Source organism: Ruegeria sp. BA12 (assembly GCF_056539625.1).
This window is the reverse complement of the sequence record NZ_JBQFVF010000005.1, coordinates 23,364-45,603: the sequence shown is the minus strand read 5'-3', so window position 1 is coordinate 45,603 and position 22,240 is coordinate 23,364. Positions and strand designations below refer to the sequence as shown.

Below are 22,240 nucleotides of genomic sequence, written 5' to 3'. Positions count from 1 at the left end.
TCCAGACTTGAGCGTAGTCAGCCAGGAGGCCACCCGGATGGATGTCGAACGGCAGTTGGGGTCGCCTGAGCAGCTACAGCAACAAGCCAATGGTGATTGGGTGGCCGTCTATGACGTCGAACCCCGGACAAAGCCAAACCTTGCTCGGGCGGCAGGCCACGGAACGCTGGACCTCTTTACCTTCGGGCTCTGGGAGGTTGTCGGTGGGCCTTTGGAAGTGGCCCATGCGCGGCGGGTTCTCGTCACTGCACGATATGACGACGCGGGAAAACTGCTGCAACTGACCAGCAAGCACAAACCCATCCTTTGATCTGAGGGTGGGTCACCGCCGACCTGCAACAGGCCGGCGTTACATCCAACACCCCGACGAACAGCAAGCCATCCCCGTTGAACCATAGTGCAGGTTCAGCGGGCAGATACCCCTGTCCACACAAACAAGAAAACGGACTAAAAATGAAGACTATAACATTGATCACACTGGCCGCTATGGCTCCCACAATGTGTTTGGCAGACGAAGGCTGGACCGGCTTCAATGCTGGTTTGCAGCTATCCACGGTTGATGTTTCCCAAGACGAAAACGATAACGGAAACGCAGCGTTGGGCCTCCACGCCGGATATCTTCATAATTTTGACGGCTATGTAGTTGGCGGTGAACTGACTTATGATGCGGGCGCTGAGCTTGTGTCTGACAACAAAACCGAAAAGGTCGATACGATACGCCTGAAGTTCAAAGGCGGACACGTATTTGGCCGGACGTATCTGTACGGCGTCATTGGATATGCGAACATCGATGGCGGTTCCATCAGTGAAGATGGCTACTCTGCTGGCGTTGGCGTTACGTATCGCGCAACGGACAGAGTTCTGGTCGGCCTTGAGTACCTGCGAGACACATATGACACGTCAGCTGACGACATCACAGCTGACTCTGTCGCGCTTCGGGTGTCTTACAAGTTCTGACAGAAGGCGTTTGAGAGCCTGACACAAGCGGGGGACAGTCAATTGCCCCCCACTCATAATTCAATTCCCGGGAGCCACCAGGTGACTGAAATACCAACGCTTGAGACTGAACGACTGCTACTTCGACCACCTATAGTGGCAGACTGGCCCGACTATCTTGCGCTGATGACATCAGAGCGCTCAAAGTTCATGGGAGGCCCGGTCTCTGACCGCATGACCTGGGGGATTTTCTGTCATGACATAGCTCAGTGGACCCTCATGGGGCACGGGGCACTGATGATGGAAGACCGTGTTTCAGGAGCGTGCCTTGGGCAGGTTAGCATCAACTCCGGACCGCTTTTCCCCGAACCCGAATTGGGCTGGTTTGTCTATGCTGATGCCGAAGGAAAAGGCTATGCGTTTGAAGCTGCGCGAACGCTGCGAGATTGGGCCTGTACATGGAACGTAACCCAGTCGCTCGTCAGTTATATCGATCCGAACAACTTCCGCTCCTGCCGCCTTGCTGAGCGGCTTGGAGGAATTTTGGATTCAAATGCCGAGCGAAATGACCCCAATGATCTCGTCTACAGGTACCATTGAGCTGCGCAAACAACTCCCCGGACCATTCGAGCGAGGGTCACCTTCATCAGTCGCCCGATCAGACCGTCATCCCCAACATCCTTTGCTTTTTGATTGTCCCGGTATCAAGGGGCGCAACGCAGCCCTGTCTTCTTTTATCTGTTGGAAATACCGGATCACGGGCCGGGTTGTCGCAACCCATGCGCGGCAATACGGGGGCACAAAACCTCAGTCAGACAAGGACCAGCATCCTCAGCCCCCCGCGGAAAACCCGAAACGCCCGTCGGGCTGATCATTTGTCCGACGGATCACTTTCAGCATAATCCCGCAGGCGCTCGATATCAGAGATTACGGCGTGGTTGCGGTTGATTTGCACACCAACCGTTTTTAACCGCGAAAACGCCCGGCTAAGGCTTTCCGGCTTCATCCCTAGACGCCCGGCGATCAGCATTTTGTCATAAGGTAGCTCTACGTCGCAGCCATCGGGTTTGGCGTCACACAGGTTCAGAAGAAACTCTGCCACCCGCTGCGCACCCGTCTGCGCCTTGAGCTGCTCCAGCTGTGCAACCAGCGAATGCAGATGCGTGAACGTGGACGCCAGAATGGAAACGCCGATCTCGGGGTCTTCTTTCATCAACGACAACAGCAAAGGGCTTGGGATATGCATCACGTCGCAGGCCGAAACGGCCTCGGCAGAAACGGGGTAAGGGACGTTTCGCAGCGCGACGGCCTCACCAAAACTTTCGCCGCGGGTAAAGACGCTGACCACTGCCTCGGCCCCCGTTGGGGACATGCGGAACAACTTGACCCAACCGGCAAGAACTACGTGGACGGCCTTGGCCTCTTCTTCCTGTAGAAAGATCGTTTCGCCCCGATCATAGCTACGCCAAATTGCGTGGCTCAGCAGTGTATCGACATGCTGGTCCGGCAAACTCTTGAGCAAAAGCGATTGCCGCGCGATCGCTTTTTGTGCTTCGTGTGCCACGGAGTTTCCCCTTTTCCCTGGTCGATCGTCCGACCGGTACGTCCTTTTTCGCAAGGCTATGCCAAAGCTCTGCCCGGCGCGCCAGCCTTTTCCTGCTTCAACTTGACTATTGTCATGTCTTAGGCGTCACCATGGGCATAAATTCGGCCCAAAGCCAGCAATCCGGGGAGCCAGTATAATGGACTACGAGCGATTTTTCACCCAGAGCCTGGACGATCTGCGGGACGAAGGAAACTATCGTGTTTTTATCGACCTGCAACGCCGCTGCGGATCATTCCCAAACGCACGTCAAACCGACGGATCAGTGCAGCGCGATGTGCGGATCTGGTGTTCAAACGACTATCTGGGCATGGGGCAGCATCCGGCGGTGACCGGGGCGATGCATGACGCGCTGGACCGGTGCGGCGCTGGTGCTGGCGGCACCCGGAACATCTCGGGCACCACACACGATCACGTCCTGCTTGAGGCCGAACTGGCCGATCTGCACGGCAAAGAGGCCGCGCTTCTGTTCACCTCTGGCTATGTTTCGAACTGGGCGGCCCTTGGCACCCTTGCTGCGAAAATCCCCGGCCTTATCGTTTTCTCGGACGCGCTGAACCACGCCTCGATGATCGAAGGCATCCGTCATTCGCGCGCGCAAAAGGTGATCTGGAAGCACAACGACCTTGAAGACCTTGAGGCGAAGCTGGCTGCTGCCGATCCTGACGCCCCCAAGATGATCGCCTTTGAATCCGTCTATTCGATGGACGGAGATATCGCGCCGATCCAAGAGATTTGCGATCTGGCCGACAAATACGGCGCGATGACCTATCTGGATGAGGTTCATGCCGTCGGTCTTTACGGCCCGCGCGGTGGCGGCATTGCCGAACACGAAGGTCTGATGGATCGACTGACCGTGATCGAGGGCACGTTGGGCAAAGCCTTTGGTGTGGTTGGTGGCTATATCGCGGCCTCAGCCGCACTTTGTGATTTTGTGCGCAGCTTTGCCAGCGGGTTTATCTTTACCACCGCCTTGCCCCCGTCGATTGCGGCGGGCGCTGCGGCCTCGATCCGGCACCTGAAACAGTCGAATACCGAACGCGATCAGCAGAAGTCCCGCGTGGCGCAGGTGCGTGCCCGGTTGGATGCCGAAGGCATTCCGCATCTGCCCAACCCCAGCCACATCATCCCGGTGATGGTGGGTGATCCGGTGAAATGCAAATTCATCTCGGACACGCTGCTTGAAGAGTTCGGCATCTACATCCAGCCGATCAACTACCCCACTGTCCCCAAAGGAACCGAGCGTCTGCGGATCACCCCTTCTCCGGTGCATACGGACGAAGATATCGAACATCTGGTCGGCGCGCTGTCGGCCCTATGGCAACGCTGCCAGATCGCGCGGATGCCGATGGCCGCCCAGTAAACAAAGCGCTCCTTGCTTGAAAAACTGCCGCCCAGATCGGGCGGCTTTTTTCTGCTTCAAACGAGGTAGAGGGCAAAGATCAGCACCGAAAAGCCGGTTAGAACCATGGTGAATCCGCGCAACCAGGCTGGGCTTCTAGCAAGGTCCAGATACTGCGCAAGGATTACGCGCGTCTTGATCAGCGCAAGCAACAGAATCCCACCCCCCATGACCGCAGCCGGCACCGGCAACAAGGTCAATACCGCTGAGCCGACACTTAGCCCCAAAAGGGCAAGCCAGGCCCGTGTCAGAGTGTTGTCCCCCATCGCCCTCATCCCAACAGATAGATCACCGGAAAAAGCATGATCCAGACCAGGTCGACCATGTGCCAGAACTGTGCGCCCGCCTCGATATTGCGTGCGTCATCCCGCCAGGACACCAGTAACAGAATGCCGACCCCGGCCAGAACATGGGCCGCGTGAAAACCAGTCAGAAGGTAGTAGAACAGGAAGAAGGGGTGCGTTTCGTAATTGATCCCCTGCGCCATTTTATCCGCGTATTCCGTGCCTTTGATGATCAGGAAAACAACGCCCAGAAGGGCCGCGCCGATCAAGGCCATGCGCGCCGCCGCGCGCCGCGCGACCTGTCGCCAGTGCAGCGCCTGTGCGGCCAGATACCCCGATGTGACCAGAACCGCTGTGTTAAACGCCGCTCCAGTGCGATGCAGATGTGACTGCGCCTCGGCAAAACCCGCCGGGTCGGTCAGACGCACGCCCATAAAGGCGATCATCCCAGCGCCGAACACTAGCAGTTCCGAGACGATCAGAACCCACATCAGCAACTCGCCCGGAAGCTCGTCGATCACAGAAGCATCGCTCATGCGCCGACCAGTTGGCGATAGATTTGCGGCAAAGCCATCGTCAGACGGTGCGGGTCAGGGATCACCGCAAAACCGCCTTGCCCGAACATACGCGGGAACCAACTTTTGCCGGTTTTGTCGATGGTGACACCAAAGACCGATTGCCCGGCGCGACGCGCTTCGCGGACGGCCATGCACGTATCTTCGATACCATGGCGACCCTCATAGTGATCCAGGTCGTTCGGCTTGCCATCGGTGATCACCAGCAGCAGCCGGCGCTTGCTCGATTGATCCGCCAAATCGGCCGAGCAATGCCGGATTGCCGCCCCAAGCCGTGTGTAATGCCCCGGGCGCAGTGACGCGATTCGCTGTTCGACCGTTCCGCCCATTGGCTCATCAAACCGCTTGCAGCGCTGCACATAGACACGCTGACGTTTCAGAGAACTGAAGGCGTGGATCGCAAAGTCATCCCCACAAGCATTCAACCCCCACGCCAACGCGGCCAGCGCCTCGCGTTCAATATCGATCACGGCGCGGCCTGTGACTGCGCTTTCGGTGGATCGGCTGACATCCAGCAGGATCGAGACCGCCAGATCGCGAGCTTCGGGACGGGATTGCTGCCAGATGCGCTCGTTGGCTTCCCCACAAGCCCGACGTTCAGTCTCGGCACGCACGGCGGCTTCGATATCCAACTGGTCGCCGTCCAGATGGCCGCGTGTCATAACCCGACCGGGGCGCAGCGCCTCGAACTGGCGCTTCACCGCGCGGATGCGGCGGGCAGTGGCCGGGTCCTTGCCAAACTCGGCTGCGTCTTCGCGGATATCGGCATCCGACAACAGGACATTCACGTGGTCTGGCAAGTACTGACCGGTGCGCACGTCCCATTCGGGATAAAGGATACGGCCCGACAGACGCTCGCGATTCACATCCTCGGGCGCCAGATCCAGGTGCAGCTTCAGCTTGGTGGGCGGTGCCTTCGAGATTTGGCCCAGCCCGATCTCTTCCTGATCGTCGGCCGCCTTTTTGGCATTGTCGGGATCGTCATCATCGACCCGGCGGTTCAGGTTCAGAAACTCGGCCCAACTGAGGATCGCCTCGAATTTGTGCAGGATCAGGCTGTCTTTCCGTTCGGCCTGATCAGATTTACGGCGGCGGGCGCGGTGGGTTTTCTCACCCGATTCCTCGGGCGGGCCATCTGTATCGGGGTTTTCCACCTCGTTATGTTCCGAAAACCCGACGGCGCGCAGTTCGGGCCACAGGGGGACCGGGCGAAAACGCTGATACCCGCGCGGAGCAGACAGGCTGTCATCCAGCTCCAGCAGCTGTTCCGCCTTGGCAGACAGCGATGCCGGATCACCCAGCATATGGCGAACCAGTTCTTCTAGCGCGGCTTCGACCGGCGGCAGGTTAGGGATATCACGTTGGTGCAGCAGACCCTTGCACAGTTCGGTATAAAGGGGGAGCAAGCCGGGCGCGTTTTCCAGCGTGGCCTCGACCATCTGTCGCGCAGCGATCAGCGCATGCAGGTCGGCCCGCAGGGGGTCATCCTCATCAATTCGGGTGTCGGCATGGGCCGAAACGGCTGCCAGCCAGACATATAGCGCGCCGTTGGCTTCGCGCGCCGGGAAAACGGCCAGACGGTCCGGCAGGCGCAATACCTCGCCATCGAACGAAGCACGCGGCATCAGCTCGGCCTCAGTTCCCAAGCGGCGACGCCAGCTTAACCGGTGGCGTGAAATTTCGGGTGAGACCGGGCGTAATTCAACGCCCGGACTACCCCCAAGCCCTCGGAAGAGGACTGCCAGCCGCCCCGCGACCTCAGAAAGGTCGACCGCGGCTCCAACATGCACCTCAGGTGCATCGAGGCGGCTGGCAAGGGTGTGCCACAGTTTCCCGATCGTTTCTTCGGGTTCCCATGGCTCAAAATCGATCTTGACCATTGGCCGGCCTCACCCAAAGACAGCCGTGACAAGATCGAGGAGCCCGCGTTTGATATCCTCGTCATCAGTCAGAGGTTCGATCATTGCGGCAAGAATGGCGCGGTCCGTCGACATACCCTGTGCGATCAGCGTCGCAGCATAGACAACCAGTCGGGTAGAAACGCCTTCCTCAAGATCCTGACCCTTGAGCCCCCGTAGTTTGTTCGCCAACCGGATCAGCGGTTTGCAGCGTTCAAGCGCCAGGCCACTTTCCTGGGCGACAACCTCGGCCTCCATCTCAGGCGACGGAAAGTCGAATTCCAGCGAAATGAACCGCTGCCGGGTCGAAGGTTTCAGGGTTTTCAGGATATTCTGGTACCCGGGATTGTAGGATGCCACCAGCATGAAGCCGGGCGCGGCTGCCAGTTCTTCGCCGGTGCGATCAATCGGCAGGATGCGCCGGTCGTCAGTCAAAGGGTGAAGCACGACGGTCACGTCCTTGCGGGCCTCGACCACCTCATCCAGGTAACAGATTGCGCCTTCGCGCACTGCGCGGGTCAGCGGGCCATCGACCCAGACGGTTTCCCCGCCTTTCAGCAAATAGCGGCCAATCAGGTCGGCAGCGGCCAGATCATCATGGCAGGCGACAGTATAAAGCGGGCGGCCAAGCTGCGCGGCCATATGGGCCACAAAGCGGGTCTTGCCGCAACCTGTCGGCCCTTTCAGCAGAACCGGCAGATCGTTGTTATAGGCGGCGGTGAACACATCGCATTCATCGCCCTGGGGCAGGTAGAAGGGGGCGTTTGCCGCCCCCGTTCCCATTTGTATGGAGCCATCCATTTGCATTACTCCGCAGGGGTTTCGGCCGCGCCGGGTTCGATGACCTCTTTCCGGGGCACCCAGATCGAGTAGACGAACAGCAGCGCACCAAGGACCACGACTACACCAGACCCAAAGCGCATCCAGTAGAAGATCGCGATCTGATCCTGCACGTCCATGAAGTAGTCACCGATCACACGTTGCATGTGCGTCTGCACGGTTCCGCCGAAGGTCAGCACGAAGGTCATGAAGACCATACCGCTGGTCATCAGCCAGAACGAACCCATGTTCAGCACCTGATTATACGGATCACGGTTTTTCAGGATCGGCATGGCATAGGTGAAGATCGCCAGGTTGAGGCAGACATAGGCGCCGTAAAAGGCCAGGTGACCGTGGGCCGCGGTAATCTGCGTGCCGTGGGTGTAATAGTTCACCCCGTGCAGCGTATGCAGGAAACCCCAGACACCGGCACCAAAGAAGGCCAGCGTGGCACAGCCCAGCGACCACAGCAACGCGGCCTTGTTGGGGTGGTCCCGGCGGCCCTTCCAGACCATGACGAAGGCAAAGGCCATCATCGCAAAGAACGGGATCACCTCAAGGCTCGAGAAGATCGAACCGATCCACTGCCAATACGCTGGTGTACCGATCCAGTAGTAGTGGTGACCTGTCCCAAGGATGCCCGAGAACAGCGCTGCAGCGACGATGACATACAGCCATTTCTCAACCACCTCGCGGTCAACACCGGTCAACTTCAGCATCAGGTAGGCCAGGATCGAGGCCATGATCAGTTCCCACACACCTTCGACCCACAAGTGAACAACATACCACCAGTATTGCTTGTCCAAGGCCAGGTTGCCGGGGTTGTAGAAGGCAAACAGGAACAACAGCGCCAGACCCCACAAACCCAACAAGAGGATGTTGGTGATCGCGGTCTTTTTGCCCTTCAGAACGGTCATCGACACGTTGTAAAGGAAGATCAGCGCGGCCACGACAATGCCGGCCTTGACCCATTTGGGTTGCTCAAGGAACTCGCGCCCCTCTTTGCCCAGCAGCCAGTTTCCTTCGAACAGGTTGAAGGTATAGGTCAGCACCACACCCAACGTCCCCACAACCAGAATGATCAGTTGTAGATAGGCCAGCTTGGGTGAATGGATTTCACGTTCAGCCTCTTCCGGGATCAGGAAGTAGGCCGCGCCGAAGAAGCCCAGGATCAGCCAGACGATCAGCGCATTGGTGTGCAGCATCCGCACGATGTTGAACGGCAAAAGCTCGCTCAGGAAATTTGGTGATACATAGATCAGGCCAGCCAGAAGGCCACCCAGAACCTGTATCACGAACAGGGCCATGGCCACCGCAAAGTAGGCGTAGGCGATTTTTTGGGATTCGTATTTCATTGCTCCGTTCCCTTTCTCAGCCAGCCTCGTTGGGCGGCCAGTCCTGAGCGTCGATATTGTCCGTCCAGATCAGGAAGTTGGTCAGGTCGCGAATTTCTTCGTCGCTGAGGTTGAAATTGGGCATCTGCCGACGACCGGGAATGCCGGTCGGTTGTGCCTCCATCCAGCCCTTGAGGGACTCAAAGGCTGATTCCGGGTCGTCCAGCACACCCCAACGTGTCATCACGTTGCCGACTTCGGGGGCGAAATAGGCCCCTTCACCCAAGATCGTGTGACAGTTGATGCACGCGTGTTTTTCCCAGACGTGCTTGCCCCGAACCACACTTTCATCGAGTTTTGCCGAATTCTCGGAATTCACGATGTACCAGTGGGAATGGGCCGACAGGGCCAGAAATATTAGGATAAAGAACAGGGACCCGCCATAGAATATGTTGCGAGCCATGCTCTTGGTCATGACTTCTCGCATTGCGCTCTCCTTTGCGCAGTTTAGCTTGTCTAGCCAGAATGGCGGCTGGGCCGTAGGAGGGCCTTAACGAAAGTCAAGGCTGGCGGAAGTAAATGAAAATCATCCCTCCCGGCCCGTACGAGGACCCGTCAGCGCAGGCCACATGGCGATCAGGTAAAGCGCAAAGGCACAGACCCACAGGCCGTCCGACAATAGCATCGCCACCATATAGCCTGCGTTCAGCTCGGCCCCGATCCAGCGTGACAGGGCAGCAACCGCCATCAGACCATAGGCTACGACCATCGGGGCGGGCGCGATTAGTGCACGGCCGCTGTGACCCAGCGCGGCGCGGCTCATGACTGCCAGGGTCATACCGCCCACACACCCTATGCCCAATACGTGCAGGGCGGCGATTTCATTGCCCAGACCCAGCACTGCCAGCCCCCACAAGATCAACCCCATCGCCAACATGCCTAGACCCAAATGCAGCGCCAGCAGAATTGGCTGCCGGGCGGCCCAGCGGCTGCGCCAATTGGCCATGCGCAGTATCTGAACCACCCCAAGGGCAAGCGCCAAAACCCCGGCCAACGGCCCTGCACCGAGCACCAGAACACCCAGCGGCAAGATCAGGGCCAGAACCATGCCTGCCTTGTCGAACAAGGCGACCGAAACCGGCCAGTCCGCCTCTGGGACCCCAGCGCGTTTCATGGCATTGCGGGTAAAGGCCGGAGTAATCCGACCACCCAAAATGGCGATCATCGCACACAACGCCAACAATCCCGCGCGCAGCCCAGTTTGCAGAGTGCCTTCAGTGACCCCAATCCATTGCAGATGTGTCATCATGTCCGCGACCCAGATCAAGCTCAGCAACAGCAGGAAAATCATGTTCTGCGGCTTGGGACGGCGGATCAGCTGCGTAGCTATTTTGGCCCCCAGAACCGGCACAAAGGCCAGGTCGACCACCGCAACCAGAACTGGCGGCAATACACCTGAAAACCACATGGCCATCCGACCGGCCAACCACAGCCCGGCAGCCAGAGTGATAAAGTGCGCCCGCGCCTCGGGGGCGCCGGTCCAGTTCGGTACTGCGGTCAGAAAGAACCCGCCCAGCGCGGCCGTCGCATAGCCGAAAATCATCTCATGCGCGTGCCACATCGGCGGCGTCATACCGTAATCCGGCGCCATGTAAGGCACTGTCAGCCACAGCCCCCAGACCACGCCGACAAACAGGCCGTAGAGACCGGCAGACAGAAAGAAAACACGAAATCCTTCACCAAGAATGCGGGCGATGATTGTGGGCATGGCTGCTCTCCTCAACCGTTTTTTTCAGCCCTAGCAGCCAACCCGCGCAACGGACTTAACAAAAATCAATCCTCACGAAAAACATGCCTCTAAAACACAGATTTTATGACGGTTTTTTTCGCCATTTTTTCCTGCCGAACCCTTGAAATGGGCCCCTGGCGTTGACTTTCGTCAAGGAGCCGTCGGGCGCGATGTCTCACCCTTGGACCTGCCTCACCACGCAAATGGAGAGTGATCATGTCACTTGGAATCAGCTACAACAAAACTGGCCGCGCCTTTGGGGTCGGTTTGGCGATGCTGCTGGGCAGCGTCGCTGCGCCAACCTTCGCCGAAGAGCCAACCCTTAGCGAGGAAGCCTTTGAATCCTCCAAACAACTTTATTTCGAGCAATGCGCAGGCTGTCACGGCGTTCTACGTAAAGGTGCCACCGGTAAAAGTCTTGAACCGATGGTCAAAACCAAAAACGACGATGGCACCGTAACCGAATCCGGCACCCTAAAACTAGGTCAGGAACGGCTTGAAAAGATCATCGCCTGGGGTACCGAAGGCGGGATGAACAACTTCTCGGACATCATGACCGAGCAGGAAATAAAGGACATGGCGACCTACATCATGATGGAGCCGCCAAAGCCGCCTGAAATGTCACTTGAACAGATGATGGCGACCCGTAAGGTCTATGTCGAAGAAGCCGATTATCCAACCGAGCCGCTGCATGGCCGTAATTGGGAAAACTTCTTTGTTGTCATCGAACGCGATGTGGGCAAGGTGGCCGTGATCGACGGCGACACGAAAGAGGTTCTGACACACATCCCGACCGGCTATGCCGTTCACGTTCTGAAAGCATCTGAACACCACGCACTGGAAGAGCCAGAACAGCCCGGGCGTTTCTGGTACACCATGGGCCGTGACGGCAAGATGACTAAGATCGACCTCTGGCAGACGCCAGACAAGATGTTGGTTTCCGAGGTCAAGATTGCCTATGACGCCCGCGACGTTGCCGTTTCTGGTGACGGCAAATACGTCATCGGTGGGGGCTATTGGCCGCCGCATTTCGCAATCGTCGACGCCCAGACCATGGAACCGGTCAAGGTCGTATCAACCCGCGGTGTGAACGTGGACGGGGATTACGTGGAAGAGGCCCGTGTGGCCGCAATCTACACAACTCCGAACGAACCCACCTGGATCGTTGCCGTGAAGGAATTGGGGCAGTTGTGGCAGGTCGATTATACCGATCTGGACAACCTGCGGATCGACAAGATCGACAGCGCCAAGTTCTTGCATGACGGGTTCTTTGACCCGACAGGCCGATACTTCCAGATCGCCGCGAACGCGTCGAACAAGATGGTGGTTGTCGATACCGAAACCCACAAGCTGGAAGCGATGATCGACACAGCCGCGTTGCCGCACCCCGGCCCGGGTGCCAACTGGGTCGACCCAAATTGCGGCCCGGTTGCTGGTACGACACACCTTGGTGTGGGTACCGTAACCGTCTGGGGTAACGATCCCGAAAACCGCCCGGATGATGCCTGGAAGATCTGCTACGAAGTGGAAACCGACGGCCCCGGCCTGTTTGTCCGTACTCACCCGAATTCGGACTACATCTGGGCTGACCAGACCAAGCACCCGGAACCTGAAGTTCAGCAATCGGTGCAGGTCATCTCGAAAGAGACCGGCGAGATCGTGAAAACCATCCAGATCACCGAAGACGAAGGCAGCGCCGCTGTTCACTTCGAATTCAACGCGGATGGTACCGAGGTCTGGGTTTCCAAGTGGAACCTGTCGGACTCGAAAGAACCTAACGGTCAGATCGTGATCTTCGACGCCAAGACGCTGGAAGAAATCGGCCGCATCGAAGGGCTTTATGCTCCGACCGGCAAGTTCAATGTCTACAACCGTTCGAACCACGTCACCTGACGAGTTCGCAACCAAAACCGGAAAGGGCGGGCCCCTCGCCCGCCCTTTCCTCGTTTGACCAAACAGCCAAATCCACCGGCCTGCCACCCAAGGCCAGATAAGAAAGCCAAACGGAGCCCGGATATGACTTCCGAACCGGAAAAAAAGAAACCAATTTGGCGCCGGTATTTCCTGTGGGGAATGCCCGTGGCCGGAATAGCCGTGGCCTTTGTCGCGGGCATCGTCTTTTGGGGCGGGTTCAACACCGCCATGGAAGCCACCAACACAAAGGAATTCTGTGTCTCGTGCCACGAGATGCGTGATTTCGTCTATGAGGAATACACCGGCACGATCCACGACGTGAACCGGTCTGGCGTGGGCGCGGTCTGTTCCGACTGCCACGTTCCCAAGGACTGGACCCACAAGATGATCCGCAAGATCAAGGCGTCCAAAGAGCTGTATGGCAAGCTGGTCGGCACCATCAACACCCGCGAAAAGTTTGAAGCCAAGCGCGTACATCTGGCGATGAATGAATGGGAGCGGATGAAATCCACGGACTCACGTGAATGCCGCAACTGCCACGATTTTGAATCGATGATGCCCGAGTTCCAGAAACCGCGCGCACGTCAGCAGCACCTGAATGCGATGGAGATCGGCCAGACCTGTATCGATTGTCACAAGGGGATCGCCCACTCGGACGCCCGTGATCGGGCCGATGAGGACTATCTGGAAAAGCTTGAGGCACCCAACCCGGCCTTCATTCGTGAAATCCCGCAGGAATACCTAACCAGCCTTGCGAAGATCGAAGCCAAGGAAGCTGCCGAAGCCGAGGCTGAAAAAGCAGCCAAAACCGCCCAGCAAGAGGCCGTTCAGGCACAGATCGCGGCCGCCGTAGACGCAGCCGTCGCCGAAGAACGCGCCAAGGCAAACGGCGAAGAAGCCGCAGCACCGGCAGGCGGCGGCAGTGATGTTGGCAGCAGCGTCGACTGGAATGCCGTTGCAAGCGCCGATCTGAAACTGTTCTACCCCGGGCAAGCCTCTTTTGAGTGGGTGCAGAACGGCAAGTTCCACGGCGGGGCCCGTCCCCTGACCAAGGGCGGCGATCAATGCTCGACCTGTCACGCCAAAGAACTGGATACGATCGGCAACAAGATCGTTGCGGGCGGTGATCTGGAACCAACCCCGATCCCCGGCAAACGTGGTGTGATCGATGCGACCTTGCAGGCCGCGCATGATGACGAGAACCTTTATATTCGCATGCAATGGCCGGATGCAGGCCATAACCCTGCCCCCTTCGTCGATGGCGGCAAGATGGACCCCGACAACCAGATCAAGGTCGCAATGATGATCACCGGTACCGGGATCGAGTTGGGCGATCAGGTAGGCTGCTGGGCCTCGTGCCACGCAGACAACAGCTATATGCCATTTGATCCGGGCGCTGACGCGATTGCCGCCAATGGGGATATCGCAGGCCGCCTGAGCACTCAGGACACAGTGACCAAATACATCAGCGAAAGCCGGACCGAGGTCGAAGTCAAAGGTCGCCGCGGCAAGGCATTGGGTGGCTGGGACAAGTTGGAGGCCGAGGCGCAGATCCAGCAATACTTGGACGATGGCACTTATCTGGACCTGATGCGTGTCTATGCTGATGGCAGCGCCTCCAACGGTTATCTGTTGGAACAGCGCGTGGTCAATGACGGAGAAATTGCCGCCTCGGCCAATCTGTCCGGTGGCGTGTGGACCGTCGTCTTCTCGCGGCCACTGAACTCGGGTGCGCCCGGCGACGTGCCGCTGGAACCGGGTCAGACCTATACGGTGGGCTTTGCCATTCATGATGACTTTGCCGCCGCGCGGTTCCACCACGTTACGCTGAACACCAGCCTGGCGCTGGACGACGACAGCGCCAACATCAACGTGGTCAAACAATAACGGATAGGGGCCGGAAAACCCGGCCCCCGCCCTTTTTTGGAAAGGAGAGATGGATCATGAAACCCTACTGCCTTCTTCCTGCACTTCTACTTCTCGCCCCACCCGTCTTGGCGGATGAAACCGCCGAGATTTGCGCCGAGGCTGAGCAACGCTATGTCGACTTGTTCGGGCAACCTTCGTCAGCCGTCGAAGACGCCGAAGTGGTGCTGATGTACAAATACAATTTCTGCCCCGGTCAGTTGACCGTGAAAGCAGGAACGACAGTGCGCTGGATGAACGTGGACAAACGCACCAGTCACAGTGTGCTGCTGAAAGGCGGCAGCGAACCCGAAAGCGACCGTTTGTTCCCTGAGGAATCCGTTGATCTGACATTCCTTACTCCAGGCCCGCAGGAATACCTGTGCGGGCCGCATTGGGAAACGCAGAACATGATCGGAATGATCACCGTAGAACCCTGAGCCGAGGTAAAAAATACAGGCAAGTCAAAGGAGCGCGGGCGCAAATCCCGCGCTCCTTAACTTTAGTCAAGGAAGCCGCGAGCAGAATCCGCCAACCTGTTCTCATGACACGCCCGGTTCGCCCAGCAACGTCCCTTTTCGCAGGCAAACCCGGGCTCGGAAGACATTCAGACCAAGCGAGTTTGCACATGAGCGGTAAGGTTTTTCTGATTGGCGCCGGCCCCGGCGACCCCGAACTCATGACCCTGCGTGCCTTGCGCATGCTGCAAGAGGCCGACGTGGTCGTCTATGACCGGCTGGTTTCGGACGACATCCTTGCCCTGCATGCCGAAAAGGCGCGGCTGATTCCGGTCGGAAAGGCCCCTAAATGCCATACCGTACCGCAAGATCGCATCAATGAGATTCTGTTGGAAGAGGCCCGCGCCGGTCACACCGTTGCACGGCTGAAAGGCGGCGACCCGATGATCTTTGGCCGTGGCTCGGAAGAAGCGGCGTATCTTGTGGCCCATGGCGTCACGGTCGAGTACGCACCCGGCATCACGGCCGCGCAGGGGGCATCCTGTTCGACCGGCGTACCGCTGACCCATCGCGGGCTGGCAACCTCGGTCCAATATGTCACTGGCCACCGGCAGGAAGACAAGGTGCTGGACCTGGATTGGAAGCGGTTGGCCGATCCCGACTCGACGTTGGTCGTCTACATGGGCGTAGCCAACATTGGCCAAATCGCCATGGGGCTGATGACCGAGAACCTGCCCGGATCGACCCCCGTGCTGGCTGTCAGCAAAGCCACCACACGGGCCGAACGTCGAATCGTGTCCCGGTTGGACAGGCTGGCCACCGACGTGCGCAGCGCTGCACTTGAGGCACCCACTTTGTTTATCATCGGACAGGTGGTTTCGCTGTATGCCGAACGTTCGGTGGCCGAATTGATGGAACAAGCGCATGGCTAGGCTAGGTCACCGGACTGTTGCGCCTGGCAGGCAGAGCAGCCAACCGTTGACTTCGGTTCTGCTGGCCGGCGCGGTTGTGATCGCCACCTCGGCATTTGCCGCCGACACCTTGAACCCCGACGCCCTGAGACGGCTTGTCCATCAGGATTGCGGGTCGTGCCATGGGCTGTCGCTGAAGGGTGGCCTTGGTCCCGATCTTCGGTCCCAAACGCTGCAACACTATGATCCGGACGTGTTGACCGGCGTCATTCTCGATGGGATTCCCGACACGGCAATGCCCCCCTGGCGCCCCCTTATTACCGAGGAAGAGGCCGAATGGATCGCCCGTTACCTGCTGCAACAGGAGGCACAATGAAACAGCTTATTCTTGGCCTTGCCGCCACCCTGATAATGACCTCGGCGCATGCTGAACCAACCGCCACTGGTGATCTTGGTCTTGTGATCGAACGCGCCAAGGGTTCGGTCCTGTTGGTAGATCAATCCGACCGGGCCGCGCTGGCGCGGATCGAAGGGCTGGGCGATCTGTCCCATGCCTCGCTGGTCTATTCGCCCGACGAACGCTTTGCTTATGTGTTCGGGCGCGATGGTGGTTTGACAAAAGTCGATATCGTCACCCGACAGATCGTGAACCGCGTCGTACAGGCCGGTAACGCAATTGGTGGCGCAATTTCAGACGACGGACAGCTAGTCGCCGTGTCGAACTATGAACCCGGCGGCGTCCGTGTGTTCGACGCCAATACGCTTGAGTTGGTCGCAGATATCCCAACGGGTAGCAAAACAATCGGTCTGGTCGACGCGCCGGGCCGCAGGTTCGTCTTCACCATGTGGGACTCTGGCGAAACCTGGATTGCCGATTTCGCGAGAGGCACGCCCGAGATCACCAAGATCCCCGATATGGGCAAAAACCCCTATGACGCGCTGATCACTGCCAATGGCCGCACCTATATCACTGGCCTTTTTGGCGAGGACGGGCTGACCGCGCTGGATCTCTGGGCCGAGGCCCCGGAACCGATCCGCGTCCTACCGGATTACGGGCGCGGGCAAGAAGAAATGCCTGTCTACAAGATGCCCCACCTGGAAGGTTGGGCGCTGACAGGCCGCGAATTCGTTCTACCCGCCGTGGGCCATCACGAGGTTCTTTGGATCGATGCCGACACTTTGACCGAAACCGGACGCACACAGACCCACGGTCAGCCGGTCTTTGCCATGGCCCGGCCCGACGGGCGGCAAGTCTGGGTGAATTTCGCCCATCCGCTGAACGATACGATTCAAGTGATCGACAGCGTCACCAAGGACATCATCCACGAATTCAAACCCGGTCCAGCCGTACTGCATATGGAATTCACCCCGCGTGGGCACGAGGTCTGGATCAGCGTGCGCGATGCCAACAAGGTCATGGTCTATGACACGCAAACCTTTGAAAAGCTACGCGAGATTGAAGCGGACAGCCCATCAGGCATCTTCTTCACGGCACGTGCGCACAGAACGGGGCTTTGAGACGATGGATCACATCACTGACCCGATCGACTGTCGCTTGCTGGACGAGTTTCAGCGCGATTTTCCCATAACCGACCATCCGTTTGAGGTACTTGGCGCAGCGTTGGGTCTGGACGAGGCCGAGGTCATCGATCGCCTGACCCGGATGCGCGCAACCGGTCGGATCACGCGGGTGGGTGCGACGATTGCACCGGGGGCAGTATCGGCCAGCACCCTGGCCGCCGTTGCCGCCCCCGAGGAACAGTTGGAAGAAATCGCCGCCCTGATCGACTCAGAACCCGGAGTGAACCACAATTACCAGCGCGAGGATACGTGGAACCTGTGGTTCGTGACCACCGGGCCGGACCGGGTGCATGTGAACGATACCCTTGCCAGGATCGCCCGACGTACTGGGCTGCGGGTACTGGACCTGCGGCTGGTACGCCCATTCAATGTCGATCTTGGTTTTCGAATGTCGGGCAATTCCCGCAATGTGCCCGGCCCCCGCAAGGTGGATCGCTCGGCCATGCGGGACGGCGACCGCGCCCTGCTACAGGCGCTCAGTTCCGGCTTAGAACTGGTCGCGGAACCCTATACCGCGCTGGCTCGATCAATGAACCGTTCCACGCCCGAGGTTCTGGCGCGGATCAAGGCGCTGCACGATGCCGGCATCATCTCGCGCCTCGGTGTCATCGTACGTCACCGGGCGCTGGGTTGGTCGGCCAATGCGATGGTGGTTTGGGACATGCCCGCCAGTCAGATCGACACCGCCGGCCCGGCGCTGGCCGCACATCCCGGCGTGACCCTGTGCTATGAACGTAACCCCGTCGAGGACGTCTGGCCTTACCGCCTGTATTCCATGATTCACGCCCGCTCGCGCAGCGAGGCGCAAGAAGTTCTGTCCGGCGCCGTTGCCCTGCCGGAACTGGCCGGTGCGCGCCACAAAGTTTTGTTTTCGACCCGCTGTTTCAAACAGACCGGCGCATTGATCCAACCGAAAGAGGCCGCCGCATGAGACTGGACGAAACCGACCGTGCAATCCTGAACCGAATGCAGGACGACCTGCCGTTGATCCCTCATCCCTATGCCGCGATTGCCACCGAACTTGGCATTCCGGAAAGCGAATTGCTGCACCGCCTCAGCCGCATGAAAGAGGAACGCATCATCACCCGCTTCGGTCCGTTTTTCGACGCGGCCGCCATGGGGGGTGCGTTCTGTCTGTGCGCCATGGCGGTGCCGGTCGAAAATTTCGAAACCGTCCTGACCAAAGTCAATGCGCACGCGGAGGTTGCCCATAATTATGAACGTACGCACCGGCTGAACATGTGGTTCGTACTGGCCACCGAAACGCCCGAGGGGATCGAGGCCACCGCTGATGCGATCGAACGGGAAACGGGGATCGAGGTTCTCCGTTTCCCCAAATTGCAGGAATTCTTCATCGGCTTCCGGGTAGCGGCATGATCGACGCAAAAGACAGAGAGATTATCGAGGCGCTGCAAGGCGGCCTGCCCCTCGTGCCCGCGCCCTATGCGCGGGTGGCCGAGCGTCTTGGCATCGACGAAGACGCGTTGCTGTTCCGCCTGGCCGAACTGAAATCGCGCGGCGTTATCCGTCGAATTGCCGCTGCTCCTAATCACTACAAACTGGGCATGACCTCGAACGGCATGACCGTGTGGGATGTGCAAAACGACCGTGTGACTGAACTGGGCACCCAGATCGGCGCGCTGCCCTTTGTCACCCACTGCTATGAACGCCCCCGCGCCCTGCCCGACTGGCCTTACAATTTGTTTGCCATGGTTCACGGCGCGGACCGTGACGAGGTCGAAGAAAAGCGCGCCGAGATCACCGCAATTCTCGGCGATGCCTGTCGGGCCAAAGACATCCTCTATTCCACGCGCATTCTGAAAAAGACCGGGCTGCGCCTGAAAGCGAAAGGCTGAAACATGTTCCGCCTGACCGAATACATGCACCAACTCGTCACCCCGACCCCGGTGCGAAAACGCCGCCCCGGACCGGTGAAACCTGTGGTGATCTGGAACCTGACGCGGCGCTGCAATCTGAAATGCCGCCATTGCTACACCGTCTCGGCGGATGTTGCGTTCCCCGGTGAGCTTAGCCACGAGCAAGCCATGGTAACCCTTGAGGATCTGGGCCAATTTCGCGTCCCGGCCCTGATCCTCTCGGGTGGGGAACCGCTGGACCGATTTGATTTCTTCGACATTGCCAAACGCGCCCGCGATCTGGTGCCGATGCTGGCGCTGTCGACCAACGGCACGCGGATTTACGATGAAACCGCTGATATGATTGCCGATGTGGGATTCAACTATGTCGGCATTTCGCTGGACGGGATCGGGGCCACAAATGACTGGTTCCGCGGCGTTGAAGGCGCCTTTGCCGACGCATTGCGCGGTGTGCGCGAATGTAAGAAACGCGGGATCAAAGTGGGCCTGCGATTTTGCCTGACCGAGGGCACTCAGCATCACCTGCCCGACCTGCTGCAACTGTGCGATGACGAAGGGGTCGACAAGTTCTACCTGTCGCATCTGGTCTATGCTGGGCGCGGCGACAAGAACCGGGGCGAAGATGCTGAACACCTGCGCACCCGTAACGGGCTGGACCTGCTGCTGGAGCGCGCGTGGGAGGCCGCCTCGGGCGGGCGCCCGCTGGACATTGTGACCGGCAATAATGATGCAGATGCGGGGTTCTTCCTGAACTGGGTGCGCACGCATTTCGATGCCGACAAGGCCGCTCATGTGCGCGAACATCTCGCCGCGTGGGGCGGGAATTCCAGCGGGTTGGGCGTGGCCAATATCGACAATCTGGGGCGCGTGCATCCCGATACGTATTGGTCCGACTACACGGTCGGCAACGTGAAGACCAAACCGTTCTCAGAACTGTGGGCCAGTGAGGACCAGATGCTCTCTATGCTGCGCACCCGACCACGTCCGCTGAAAGGGCGCTGCGGGGCCTGCCAATTAAAGGACGTCTGTGGCGGCAACACTCGTATCCGGGCTTTGCAGGTGACCGGCGATCCCTGGGCCGAAGATCCGGCCTGCTATCTTTCCAATCAAGAAATCGGCGTGGATGACGCGGGCGAACGCCTCAAGGTCACGCCGTTCCGGGGGAAACGTCATGATCCAGCACATCAGTTCTTTTGACACGCTGAAAATAGGCACGCTCTGCTCGCTGCTTCTGGCTGGTTCAGCATGGGCCGACGCCCCGTCGGACTATGCCGAACACTGCGCCTCGTGCCATGGCGAGAACCGTTTGGGCGGTGTTGGCCCGGCCCTGATCCCCGAGACGCTGAAACGCATGCGCGGCCCGCGTGTGGCCGCCGTGATTGCCGAGGGGCGTACAGCCACCCAGATGCCCGCCTTTTCGCATGAACTCGACGCCTTGCAGATCGAAGAACTGGCGGGTTGGCTGAAATCCCCGCTGGAAACCAACCCCGAATGGGGCGAGGCCGAGATCATGGCCAGCCGTACGCTGGACGCAGAATACAGCCCGGTCGATGCTCCCGTCTGGGACAGCGACCCGATGAACATCACGCTGGCCGTCGAAACCGGCGATCACCACGTGAGCGTGTTGGACGGTGATACGTTTGAAGTATTGGATCGGTTCGAAACTCCGTTCGCCGTCCACGGAGGCCCGAAGTTCAGCCCCGACGGGCGCTATGTTTTCATCATGTCGCGCGATGGTTGGGTTCAGAAATACGATATCTGGGCTCTGAAACAGGTGGGCCGCGTGCGCGCGGGGCTGAACAGCCGCAACATCGCCATGTCAGGTGATGGAAAATGGGTAGCCGTCGCCAATTACCTGCCCAACAGCCTGACCCTGCTGTCGACCAGCGACCTTTCGGTCGCCAAGGTCATCGAGATCAAAAGCAAAAAGGGCAATCCCAGCCGCGTTTCTGCCGTTTATCAGGCCCCGCCACGCGAAAGCTTTGTGCTGGCCCTGAAAGACGTTCCCGAGATTTGGGAGGTCTTCTATGGCGACAACCCACCTCAGTTCGGACTGGGTCACGATTTCCGTATCGAAGGGCAGTTCAAGAACCCAAATCCCTTCCCGGTTCGCAAGATCACCACGCCTGACTATCTGGACGACTTCTTTTTCGACCAAAGCTATGAATACGTCATGGGTGCCTCGCGCGACGGCAAGGGCGGGCAGGTTATTGATCTGGTCATCGGTCAGAAAGTGGCTGATCTAGACCTGCCAGGTATGCCGCATCTGGGATCAGGCATCACGTGGCGGTACGGCGATACAACCGTGATGGCCACGCCGCACCTGACCGACGGCACCGTGTCTGTGATCGACATGCAGACATGGGAAACGGTCAAACGGATCAAGACCGAAGGGCCGGGTTTCTTCATGCGCAGTCATGAGAATTCTCCTTACGTCTGGGCCGATGTGTTCTTTGGGCCCAACAAGGATGCGATGCACGTAATCGATAAGCAAAGCCTTGAAATCGTAAAGACTTTACGCCCAGCGCCAGGCAAAACCGTGGCCCATGTCGAGTTCACCAAGGATGGGCGCCATGCACTGGTATCGATCTGGGAAGATGATGGTGCCGTGATCGTCTATGACGCGCAAACTCTGGAAGAGGTTCGCCGCTTGCCCATGCGCAAACCTTCGGGGAAATATAATGTCTGGAACAAAATCACCTTCTCGGAAGGTACCAGCCACTGAGGGCAAATGGCCGGTCTGGAAACTGGCCATCCTGCTCTACCCCGCCACGGCACTAACCGTGGCCATCAACCTGTTTCTGGCGGGTCTGGTTGCCAATGGCATGGGGCTTGGCGTGATCGCACCTGTAAGCGCAATCCTGTGGTCGATCCCGCTGGGCTTGCCCGCATCCTGGCTGGCCGGGCGCTGGTTGCGCGGGTTGATGGATGAAGCCGACGATTAGTCACAAATT

General features: G+C 58.8%; 24 protein-coding genes. 16 read left to right on the top strand and 8 right to left on the bottom strand.

Translation table 11 applies throughout. The annotated features are described in order from the left end of the window. Positions 1 to 7: 7 nt before the first annotated feature. The 3 genes from ACR0B0_RS11365 to ACR0B0_RS11355 all read left to right on the top strand — a co-directional run bounded on the left by ACR0B0_RS11365 (position 8) and on the right by ACR0B0_RS11355 (position 1,536). Positions 8 to 310, top strand: coding sequence for a hypothetical protein (locus tag ACR0B0_RS11365; protein WP_480647844.1), 303 nt, complete (start codon positions 8 to 10; stop codon positions 308 to 310). A 143-nt stretch (positions 311 to 453) separates the two neighbouring features. Then, on the top strand, positions 454 to 957 hold the full coding sequence (locus ACR0B0_RS11360) for an outer membrane protein (RefSeq protein ID WP_480647842.1): 504 nt from the start codon (positions 454 to 456) through the stop codon (positions 955 to 957). Positions 958 to 1,038: 81 nt separating this feature from the next. Then, on the top strand, positions 1,039 to 1,536 hold the full coding sequence (locus ACR0B0_RS11355; protein ID WP_480647840.1) for a GNAT family N-acetyltransferase: 498 nt from the start codon (positions 1,039 to 1,041) through the stop codon (positions 1,534 to 1,536). Between the two features lie 271 nt (positions 1,537 to 1,807). On the opposite strand, the gene ACR0B0_RS11350 is transcribed toward ACR0B0_RS11355, so the two are convergent. Beyond that, positions 1,808 to 2,500, bottom strand: a complete 693-nt coding sequence (locus tag ACR0B0_RS11350) for a Crp/Fnr family transcriptional regulator (RefSeq protein ID WP_170350179.1) — start codon at positions 2,498 to 2,500, stop codon at positions 1,808 to 1,810. 178 nt (positions 2,501 to 2,678) lie between these two features. Between ACR0B0_RS11350 and hemA the strand changes: the two genes are divergently transcribed. Then, the gene (gene hemA, locus ACR0B0_RS11345; protein WP_480647838.1) at positions 2,679 to 3,902 is read left to right on the top strand and encodes a 5-aminolevulinate synthase; all 1,224 of its coding nucleotides are present in this window, start codon (positions 2,679 to 2,681) and stop codon (positions 3,900 to 3,902) included. A 56-nt stretch (positions 3,903 to 3,958) separates the two neighbouring features. Here the strand turns inward: hemA and ACR0B0_RS11340 are convergent, their stop codons facing one another. From ACR0B0_RS11340 to ACR0B0_RS11310, 7 genes are all read right to left on the bottom strand, one after another. Then, the gene (locus ACR0B0_RS11340; RefSeq protein ID WP_226688857.1) at positions 3,959 to 4,207 is read right to left on the bottom strand and encodes a cytochrome C oxidase subunit IV family protein; all 249 of its coding nucleotides are present in this window, start codon (positions 4,205 to 4,207) and stop codon (positions 3,959 to 3,961) included. A 5-nt stretch (positions 4,208 to 4,212) separates the two neighbouring features. Further along, positions 4,213 to 4,761, bottom strand: coding sequence for a cytochrome c oxidase subunit 3 (locus ACR0B0_RS11335; protein WP_170399987.1), 549 nt, complete (start codon positions 4,759 to 4,761; stop codon positions 4,213 to 4,215). Continuing rightward, a complete protein-coding gene (locus tag ACR0B0_RS11330; RefSeq protein WP_480647836.1) occupies positions 4,758 to 6,680 on the bottom strand; it encodes a nitric oxide reductase activation protein NorD in 1,923 nt (640 codons plus the stop codon). Before ACR0B0_RS11330 ends, ACR0B0_RS11335 begins: the two co-directional genes overlap by 4 nt. A gap of 9 nt (positions 6,681 to 6,689) precedes the next feature. Next, a complete protein-coding gene (locus ACR0B0_RS11325) occupies positions 6,690 to 7,499 on the bottom strand; it encodes a CbbQ/NirQ/NorQ/GpvN family protein (protein ID WP_170350174.1) in 810 nt (269 codons plus the stop codon). Between the two features lie 5 nt (positions 7,500 to 7,504). Then, a complete protein-coding gene (locus tag ACR0B0_RS11320) occupies positions 7,505 to 8,872 on the bottom strand; it encodes a cbb3-type cytochrome c oxidase subunit I (protein WP_170350173.1) in 1,368 nt (455 codons plus the stop codon). Between the two features lie 16 nt (positions 8,873 to 8,888). Next, positions 8,889 to 9,338 carry a c-type cytochrome gene (locus tag ACR0B0_RS11315; protein ID WP_170350172.1) on the bottom strand — a complete coding sequence of 150 codons (450 nt, stop codon included), beginning with the start codon at positions 9,336 to 9,338 and terminating at the stop codon, positions 8,889 to 8,891. A 99-nt stretch (positions 9,339 to 9,437) separates the two neighbouring features. Continuing rightward, entirely contained in the window at positions 9,438 to 10,619 is a 1,182-nt protein-coding gene (locus ACR0B0_RS11310; protein ID WP_170377215.1) for an NnrS family protein, read from the bottom strand. A gap of 237 nt (positions 10,620 to 10,856) precedes the next feature. Here ACR0B0_RS11310 and ACR0B0_RS11305 point away from each other — a divergent pair, with 237 nt between their 5' ends. The 12 genes from ACR0B0_RS11305 (at position 10,857) to ACR0B0_RS11250 (ending at position 22,231) form a co-directional block, all read left to right on the top strand. After that, positions 10,857 to 12,533, top strand: coding sequence for a cytochrome D1 domain-containing protein (locus ACR0B0_RS11305; protein ID WP_170377212.1), 1,677 nt, complete (start codon positions 10,857 to 10,859; stop codon positions 12,531 to 12,533). Positions 12,534 to 12,656: 123 nt separating this feature from the next. Next, positions 12,657 to 14,441, top strand: coding sequence for a NapC/NirT family cytochrome c (locus tag ACR0B0_RS11300; protein ID WP_480647834.1), 1,785 nt, complete (start codon positions 12,657 to 12,659; stop codon positions 14,439 to 14,441). 56 nt (positions 14,442 to 14,497) lie between these two features. After that, on the top strand, positions 14,498 to 14,899 hold the full coding sequence (locus tag ACR0B0_RS11295) for a cupredoxin domain-containing protein (RefSeq protein WP_480647832.1): 402 nt from the start codon (positions 14,498 to 14,500) through the stop codon (positions 14,897 to 14,899). A gap of 188 nt (positions 14,900 to 15,087) precedes the next feature. Continuing rightward, the gene (gene cobA, locus ACR0B0_RS11290) at positions 15,088 to 15,849 is read left to right on the top strand and encodes a uroporphyrinogen-III C-methyltransferase (protein WP_425082366.1); all 762 of its coding nucleotides are present in this window, start codon (positions 15,088 to 15,090) and stop codon (positions 15,847 to 15,849) included. Between the two features lie 46 nt (positions 15,850 to 15,895). Beyond that, the gene (locus ACR0B0_RS11285) at positions 15,896 to 16,204 is read left to right on the top strand and encodes a c-type cytochrome (protein ID WP_254428531.1); all 309 of its coding nucleotides are present in this window, start codon (positions 15,896 to 15,898) and stop codon (positions 16,202 to 16,204) included. After that, a complete protein-coding gene (locus ACR0B0_RS11280) occupies positions 16,201 to 17,346 on the top strand; it encodes a cytochrome D1 domain-containing protein (RefSeq protein ID WP_480647830.1) in 1,146 nt (381 codons plus the stop codon). The genes ACR0B0_RS11285 and ACR0B0_RS11280 overlap by 4 nt, the downstream gene beginning before the upstream one ends. 4 nt (positions 17,347 to 17,350) lie before the next feature. Then, positions 17,351 to 18,340, top strand: a complete 990-nt coding sequence (ahbB, locus tag ACR0B0_RS11275) for a siroheme decarboxylase subunit beta (RefSeq protein WP_480647828.1) — start codon at positions 17,351 to 17,353, stop codon at positions 18,338 to 18,340. Beyond that, entirely contained in the window at positions 18,337 to 18,786 is a 450-nt protein-coding gene (locus tag ACR0B0_RS11270) for an Lrp/AsnC family transcriptional regulator (RefSeq protein ID WP_170377198.1), read from the top strand. Before ahbB (ACR0B0_RS11275) ends, ACR0B0_RS11270 begins: the two co-directional genes overlap by 4 nt. Then, positions 18,783 to 19,265: a siroheme decarboxylase subunit beta gene (ahbB, locus tag ACR0B0_RS11265; protein ID WP_170400006.1), complete on the top strand. Its 483-nt coding sequence runs from the start codon at positions 18,783 to 18,785 to the stop codon at positions 19,263 to 19,265. The genes ACR0B0_RS11270 and ahbB (ACR0B0_RS11265) overlap by 4 nt, the downstream gene beginning before the upstream one ends. A gap of 3 nt (positions 19,266 to 19,268) precedes the next feature. Further along, positions 19,269 to 20,483, top strand: coding sequence for a heme d1 biosynthesis radical SAM protein NirJ (gene nirJ, locus ACR0B0_RS11260; protein WP_480647826.1), 1,215 nt, complete (start codon positions 19,269 to 19,271; stop codon positions 20,481 to 20,483). Then, positions 20,458 to 22,011 (top strand): cytochrome D1 domain-containing protein, encoded by a 1,554-nt coding sequence (locus tag ACR0B0_RS11255; protein WP_480647823.1) that lies wholly within the window; start codon positions 20,458 to 20,460, stop codon positions 22,009 to 22,011. Before nirJ ends, ACR0B0_RS11255 begins: the two co-directional genes overlap by 26 nt. Beyond that, positions 21,968 to 22,231 (top strand): hypothetical protein, encoded by a 264-nt coding sequence (locus ACR0B0_RS11250; RefSeq protein WP_170350160.1) that lies wholly within the window; start codon positions 21,968 to 21,970, stop codon positions 22,229 to 22,231. Before ACR0B0_RS11255 ends, ACR0B0_RS11250 begins: the two co-directional genes overlap by 44 nt. Positions 22,232 to 22,240: the final 9 nt, after the last annotated feature.

What these genes read in the sequence shown, in the direction of transcription:
- ahbB (WP_480647828.1), top strand. Translation starts at nt 17,351, where the DNA reads ATGGATCACATCACTGACCCGATCGACTGTCGCTTGCTGGACGAGTTT.
- ACR0B0_RS11335 (WP_170399987.1), bottom strand. Translation starts at nt 4,761, where the DNA reads ATGAGCGATGCTTCTGTGATCGACGAGCTTCCGGGCGAGTTGCTGATG.
- ACR0B0_RS11295 (WP_480647832.1), top strand. Translation starts at nt 14,498, where the DNA reads ATGAAACCCTACTGCCTTCTTCCTGCACTTCTACTTCTCGCCCCACCC.
- ACR0B0_RS11325 (WP_170350174.1), bottom strand. Translation starts at nt 7,499, where the DNA reads ATGGATGGCTCCATACAAATGGGAACGGGGGCGGCAAACGCCCCCTTC.
- ACR0B0_RS11250 (WP_170350160.1), top strand. Translation starts at nt 21,968, where the DNA reads ATGTCTGGAACAAAATCACCTTCTCGGAAGGTACCAGCCACTGAGGGC.
- cobA (WP_425082366.1), top strand. Translation starts at nt 15,088, where the DNA reads ATGAGCGGTAAGGTTTTTCTGATTGGCGCCGGCCCCGGCGACCCCGAA.
- ACR0B0_RS11280 (WP_480647830.1), top strand. Translation starts at nt 16,201, where the DNA reads ATGAAACAGCTTATTCTTGGCCTTGCCGCCACCCTGATAATGACCTCG.
- hemA (WP_480647838.1), top strand. Translation starts at nt 2,679, where the DNA reads ATGGACTACGAGCGATTTTTCACCCAGAGCCTGGACGATCTGCGGGAC.
- ACR0B0_RS11305 (WP_170377212.1), top strand. Translation starts at nt 10,857, where the DNA reads ATGTCACTTGGAATCAGCTACAACAAAACTGGCCGCGCCTTTGGGGTC.
- ahbB (WP_170400006.1), top strand. Translation starts at nt 18,783, where the DNA reads ATGATCGACGCAAAAGACAGAGAGATTATCGAGGCGCTGCAAGGCGGC.
- ACR0B0_RS11315 (WP_170350172.1), bottom strand. Translation starts at nt 9,338, where the DNA reads ATGCGAGAAGTCATGACCAAGAGCATGGCTCGCAACATATTCTATGGC.
- ACR0B0_RS11300 (WP_480647834.1), top strand. Translation starts at nt 12,657, where the DNA reads ATGACTTCCGAACCGGAAAAAAAGAAACCAATTTGGCGCCGGTATTTC.
- ACR0B0_RS11330 (WP_480647836.1), bottom strand. Translation starts at nt 6,680, where the DNA reads ATGGTCAAGATCGATTTTGAGCCATGGGAACCCGAAGAAACGATCGGG.
- ACR0B0_RS11320 (WP_170350173.1), bottom strand. Translation starts at nt 8,872, where the DNA reads ATGAAATACGAATCCCAAAAAATCGCCTACGCCTACTTTGCGGTGGCC.
- ACR0B0_RS11270 (WP_170377198.1), top strand. Translation starts at nt 18,337, where the DNA reads ATGAGACTGGACGAAACCGACCGTGCAATCCTGAACCGAATGCAGGAC.
- ACR0B0_RS11360 (WP_480647842.1), top strand. Translation starts at nt 454, where the DNA reads ATGAAGACTATAACATTGATCACACTGGCCGCTATGGCTCCCACAATG.
- ACR0B0_RS11255 (WP_480647823.1), top strand. Translation starts at nt 20,458, where the DNA reads ATGATCCAGCACATCAGTTCTTTTGACACGCTGAAAATAGGCACGCTC.
- nirJ (WP_480647826.1), top strand. Translation starts at nt 19,269, where the DNA reads ATGTTCCGCCTGACCGAATACATGCACCAACTCGTCACCCCGACCCCG.
- ACR0B0_RS11310 (WP_170377215.1), bottom strand. Translation starts at nt 10,619, where the DNA reads ATGCCCACAATCATCGCCCGCATTCTTGGTGAAGGATTTCGTGTTTTC.
- ACR0B0_RS11340 (WP_226688857.1), bottom strand. Translation starts at nt 4,207, where the DNA reads ATGGGGGACAACACTCTGACACGGGCCTGGCTTGCCCTTTTGGGGCTA.